This window comes from Streptomyces sp. W16, assembly GCF_033194735.1.
Lineage (GTDB): Bacteria > Actinomycetota > Actinomycetes > Streptomycetales > Streptomycetaceae > Streptomyces.
In genome coordinates this window covers 1-4,699 of sequence record NZ_JAWOAI010000654.1, presented here as the reverse complement: position 1 = coordinate 4,699, position 4,699 = coordinate 1, and the positions used below count along the sequence as shown (strand labels likewise).

The following is a 4,699-nucleotide window of genomic DNA, read 5'->3' as shown; positions in this document are numbered from 1 at the left end:
ACCCGTACCGGTACGGCCGCCTCGCCCGCGCCCTCGCGCCGGGCGCGTTCGTCGAGGACGGCGGCGACACCGCGTACGAAGGGCTCCGGGTCGGCGGCGACGGTACGGCCGCCCAGCAGCACCAGGTCGATGTCGAGCAGACCCACGAGGTTCGCGGCGCCCGCACCGAGCACACGCGCCGCCTCCCCCACGTCCCCGCGCGCCACCGCGGCCAGGCACAGGACCTCGATACAGCCCCGGTCGCCGCAGTCACAGGGCGGCCCGTCCAACTGGATGACCTGGTGCCCGAACTCCCCGGCCCCGGTCCGCGCCCCCCGGTGCACACCCCCGCCGATCACCAGCCCGGCGCCGAGCCCCGTACCGAGATGCAGATAGGCGAAGGCGCCGCCCTCGCCGCCGACGGCCAGCCCGAGCGCGGCGGCGTTCGTGTCCTTGTCGACGACGACGGGCACCCCGAGCCGCCGCCCGAGCGCGTCCCGCAGCGGAAACCCGTCCCACTCGGGAAATCCGGTGACGCGATGTAGAACACCGTGGATGTGATCGAGCGGCCCGGGCAGGGCGACGCCCACGCCGAGCAGGTGACCGACGGCGGCCAGTGGGGCGGACGTGAGGCGCGCGGGGTCTGCGACCACCTCCCCCACCAGCCCCTCGACCTCCCCGGCCACCGCCTCCACGACCACAGCGGCGCCCGCCCCCAGGTCCAGCGGGGCGCTCCGCTCACCGACCACCGTCCCGGTGAGATCGACGAGGACCACCCGCAGTTCGTCCCGGTCCAGGTGCACGCCGACCGCGTGGCCGGCCTCCGGGACCAGGCGCAGTACCGTGCGCGGCTTGCCGCCGGTGGAGGCGCGGCGGCCCGCCTCCGTGACGAGTCCGGGCTCCCGCAGCCGGGCCGTGATCTTGCTGACGGCCTGGGGGGTGAGCCCGGTGCGGTCGGCGAGTTCGAGGCGGCTGATCCCGTCCGGTCCCGCGGTCCGCAGCAGGTCGAGGACCAGCGCGGTGTTGTGGCTGCGCACGGCGAGCAGATTCGCGCCCGCCGCCGTGGTCGTTCCGCTCCCGGTCCCGCCCCGCGCACTGTTGTTCACTCCCCCATTGTCCCCACCACTTGCACTTTGGCAACAGCGTTGCGAAAGTGGAGGGCATGACTGGACGCACCACTCGCACACCCCTCCGCGTCGGCCTCGTCGGCTACGGCCTCGCGGGCTCCGTCTTCCACGCCCCGCTGATCGGCGCCACCGAGGGCCTCGCCCTCGACACGGTCGTCACCTCGAACCCGGAGCGGCAGGACCAGGCCCGCGCCGAGTTCCCCGACGTCCGCATCGCCGCGTCCCCGGACGAACTCCTGGACCGCGCCGCCGAGTTGGACCTGATCGTCATCGCGTCCCCGAACCGGACGCATGTCGCGCTCGCGACCGCCGCCCTGAAGGCCGGCCTGCCGGTCGTCGTGGACAAGCCGATCGCCGGCACCGCCGCCGAGGCCCGCGAGCTGGCGGCCCTCGCCGAGCAGCACGGCCTGCTCCTCTCCGTCTTCCAGAACCGCCGCTGGGACAACGACTTCCTGACCCTGCGGGGGCTCCTGGCCGAGGGCGAGCTGGGCGACGTATGGCGCTTCGAGTCCCGTTTCGAGCGCTGGCGCCCGCAGCCCAAGGGCGGCTGGCGCGAGTCCGGCGATCCGGCAGAGATCGGAGGTCTCCTCTACGACCTCGGCAGCCATGTCGTGGACCAGGCACTGACCCTCTTCGGACCCGTGACCTCGGTGTACGCCGAGTCGGACATCCGCCGCCCGGGCGCCGAGACGGACGACGACACGTTCATCGCGCTGACCCACGCGAACGGCGTCCGCTCACACCTCTACGTCTCCGCGACCACCGCCCAACTCGGCCCGCGCTTCCGGGTGCTGGGCTCCAAGGCGGGCTATGTGAAGTACGGCCTCGACCCCCAGGAGGCAGACCTGAGGGACGGAAAGCGCCCGGGCGCGACGGACGGCTGGGGCGAGGAACCCGAGTCCCTCTACGGCCATGTCGGCTCCGGGGAGTCCCCGCTCACCGGCGGTGGCCGCCCCGAGCCCACCCTCCCCGGTGACTACCCCGCGTACTACGCGGCCGTCGCCGCCGCCCTGCGCGACGGCGCCCCCAACCCGGTGACCGCCCTGGAGGCGGCTGCCGCCCTCGACGTACTGGAAGCCGCGCGCCACAGCGCCCGCGACGGAGTGACGGTGACCCTGTGACCCAGCACAAGCCCGCGATCACCCAGCGGATCGCCCCCGAGATCACCCCGACGGTGGAGGAACTCGAAGCGCAGGAACGCCGGTTGGTGTTCCGGCACTTCACCCACGACGACGCCTGGGCGCTGGGTTCCCTCCTCGTGGAACTCGCCCGCGAGAGCCAGGCCCCGGTCGCCATCGACATCCGCCGCGCCGGCCAGCAGCTCTTCCACGCGGCGCTGCCGGGGTCGACCCCCGACAACGACGCGTGGATCGACCGCAAGCGCAGGGTCGTCGAGCGCTTCGGCGCCGCCTCCTACCTGGTCGGCACCCGCTTCCGCGCCAAGGGCAGCACCTTCGAGGACTCCTCCCGCCTCGACCCCGACGAGTACGCGGCCCACGGCGGCTCGTTCCCGATCAGGGTCGAGGGCGTGGGCGTGATCGGCACAGTGACGGTGAGCGGGCTGCCGCAACTGCAGGACCACCGGTTCGTGGTGGCGGCACTGGAGCAGTTCCTGGACGAGTGACGATCACTGTCGTCCTTTTGGGCGCGGGGCCGCATCGATGTGCGGCTCCGCCGCGTGGGCGCGACCAGCCACAACGCACGCGCGCCCACCGCACAACCGCAGCCCCCACCCCTTAGGCGTCCTTCAACTCCTGCCGCTGCTTGCCCAATCCGGAGATCTCCAGCTCCACCACGTCCCCGGCCCGCAGAAACGGCTTCGGCTCCGGCTGCCCGAGAGCAACCCCCGCCGGTGTACCGGTGTTGATGACATCACCGGGGTACAGGGTCATGAACTGGCTTACGTAGCGCACCACTTCGGCGACCGGGAAGATCTGCTCGGCGGTGGTGCCGTCCTGCTTCAGCTCCCCGTTGACCCACAGCTTCAACGACAGCGCCTGCGGGTCCGGCACCTCGTCCGCCGTCACCAGCCACGGTCCCAGCGGGTTGAACGTCTCGCAGTTCTTGCCCTTGTCCCAGGTCCCGCCCCGCTCGATCTGGAACTCCCGCTCGGACACGTCGTGCGCGACCGCGTACCCCGCGACATGCGCGAGCGCCTCCTCGTGGGACTCCAGATAGCGGGCCGTACGGCCGATGACGACGGCGAGTTCGACCTCCCAGTCGGTCTTCACCGACCCGCGCGGGACGAGCACGGTGTCGTAGGGCCCGACAACCGTGTCCGCCGCCTTGAAGAAGATGACCGGCTCGGCGGGCGGCTCGGCGCCGGTCTCGCGGGCGTGGTCGTGGTAGTTCAGCCCGATGCACACGACCTTGCCGATCCGCGCCAGCGGCGGCCCAACCCGCAGCCCGTCGGCGTCCAGCACGGGCAGCGACCCCGCGTCGGCCGCCGCCCGGATCCGGCCGAGCGCGGCGGTGTCGGCGAGCAGCGGCCCGTCGATGTCCGGGACGATGCCGGACAGGTCCCGCAGGACCCCCTCGGCGTCGAGCAGCGCGGGCCGCTCCGCCCCCGCCGTACCGACTCGCAGCAGCTTCATCTTCACCATCTCCATCGATCGTGCGGGCCGTCGACCGACGGGTGCAGCCATCGGAGGACTGGTCGATCCTCCAAGCTCACGGTCCAGTCCGCAATACCCGGTTCACGGACTGGACCGTCAGCGCGCCGCTCAGCTGTACAGCAGGGCCCGCTCGACCGCGCTCCAGGCCGAGCTGGTCACCACGTACAGGGCGACGGCGAGCGGCACCACGGCCACAGTGACGAGGGTGAGGAAGGACGCGAACGGCAGCACCCGGCCGATGGCGCCCCCGTCGACGACGGTCCGCCGGGCACGGACGCAGGTGAAGGTCGCGACCGCGGCGACGACGAGGAACAGGCCGACGTAGACGAGCCCGGCCGGCCCGAACACCCCGTCCCCGGCGAGCGCGTCGGCCCACCGTCCGCCGAGCGGCGCGGCGAACAACTGGTGGGAGAGCAGCCCGTCGCCCCCGCCGGAGAACAGCCGGTACAGCAGGAAGAAGGCCGGGAGTTGCAGCAGGCTCGGCAGCAGCCCGGACAGCGGTGACACCTTGGCGTCGGCGTGCAGTTCCAGTACGGCCTTCTGGAGCTTCTCGGGCTGCCTCGCGTACCGCTTCCGCAACTCGGCGACCTGCGGCTGGAGTTGGGCCCGCGCCCGCTGTCCGCGCGCCGCGGCCCGGGAGAGGGGATGGACTAGGAGTCGTACGAGCGCGGTGAACAGGACGATCGCGGCGGCGACCGCGGCCGTGCCGAACAACGGGTGGAGCAGGTCGGCGAGTTGGCCGACGACATGGGTGAGAACGGACATGGGTGAGCCCTCCGTGGGTCTCGTCGTGCCGGAGTGGGGCATGGCGACGTGACGACCCGCGCGGGAACGCGTTACGCGGTGGTCGTCCGGAGGGTGGTTCCGGGGGCTCGGGGGCGGGGGCGGCCCGAGGCGTCGGGGTCGCGCTGGGGCAGGAACGCCGTACGGCGGGCCCGGTCGCGGATGGCCGTACGGACCCGGGTGGGCGGTACGGCG

At 72.8% G+C, this 4,699-nt stretch carries 6 protein-coding genes; 2 read left to right on the top strand and 4 right to left on the bottom strand.

Features of this window, described 5'->3' with window-relative positions; genetic code table 11:
• Positions 1-1,085: ROK family transcriptional regulator (locus R6V09_RS46295; protein WP_317887480.1), on the bottom strand; the 1,085-nt coding region annotated here is incomplete at its 3' end.
• A gap of 56 nt (positions 1,086-1,141) precedes the next feature.
• On the opposite strand from R6V09_RS46295, the gene R6V09_RS46290 reads away from it, so the two are divergent.
• Together R6V09_RS46290 and R6V09_RS46285 are read left to right on the top strand one after the other, a co-directional pair.
• A complete protein-coding gene (locus tag R6V09_RS46290) occupies positions 1,142-2,227 on the top strand; it encodes a Gfo/Idh/MocA family oxidoreductase (protein WP_317887479.1) in 1,086 nt (361 codons plus the stop codon).
• A complete protein-coding gene (locus tag R6V09_RS46285; RefSeq protein WP_317887478.1) occupies positions 2,224-2,730 on the top strand; it encodes a heme-degrading domain-containing protein in 507 nt (168 codons plus the stop codon). Before R6V09_RS46290 ends, R6V09_RS46285 begins: the two co-directional genes overlap by 4 nt.
• A 112-nt stretch (positions 2,731-2,842) precedes the next feature.
• On the opposite strand, the gene R6V09_RS46280 is transcribed toward R6V09_RS46285, so the two are convergent.
• The 3 genes from R6V09_RS46280 to R6V09_RS46270 form a co-directional block, all read right to left on the bottom strand.
• Positions 2,843-3,700 carry a fumarylacetoacetate hydrolase family protein gene (locus R6V09_RS46280; protein WP_317887477.1) on the bottom strand — a complete coding sequence of 286 codons (858 nt, stop codon included), beginning with the start codon at positions 3,698-3,700 and terminating at the stop codon, positions 2,843-2,845.
• Positions 3,701-3,829: 129 nt separating this feature from the next.
• Positions 3,830-4,486: a membrane protein insertase YidC gene (gene yidC / locus R6V09_RS46275; protein ID WP_317887476.1), complete on the bottom strand. Its 657-nt coding sequence runs from the start codon at positions 4,484-4,486 to the stop codon at positions 3,830-3,832.
• Positions 4,487-4,557: 71 nt separating this feature from the next.
• The coding region (locus R6V09_RS46270; protein WP_317887481.1) for a DUF6412 domain-containing protein at positions 4,558-4,699 on the bottom strand (142 nt) is incomplete at its 5' end.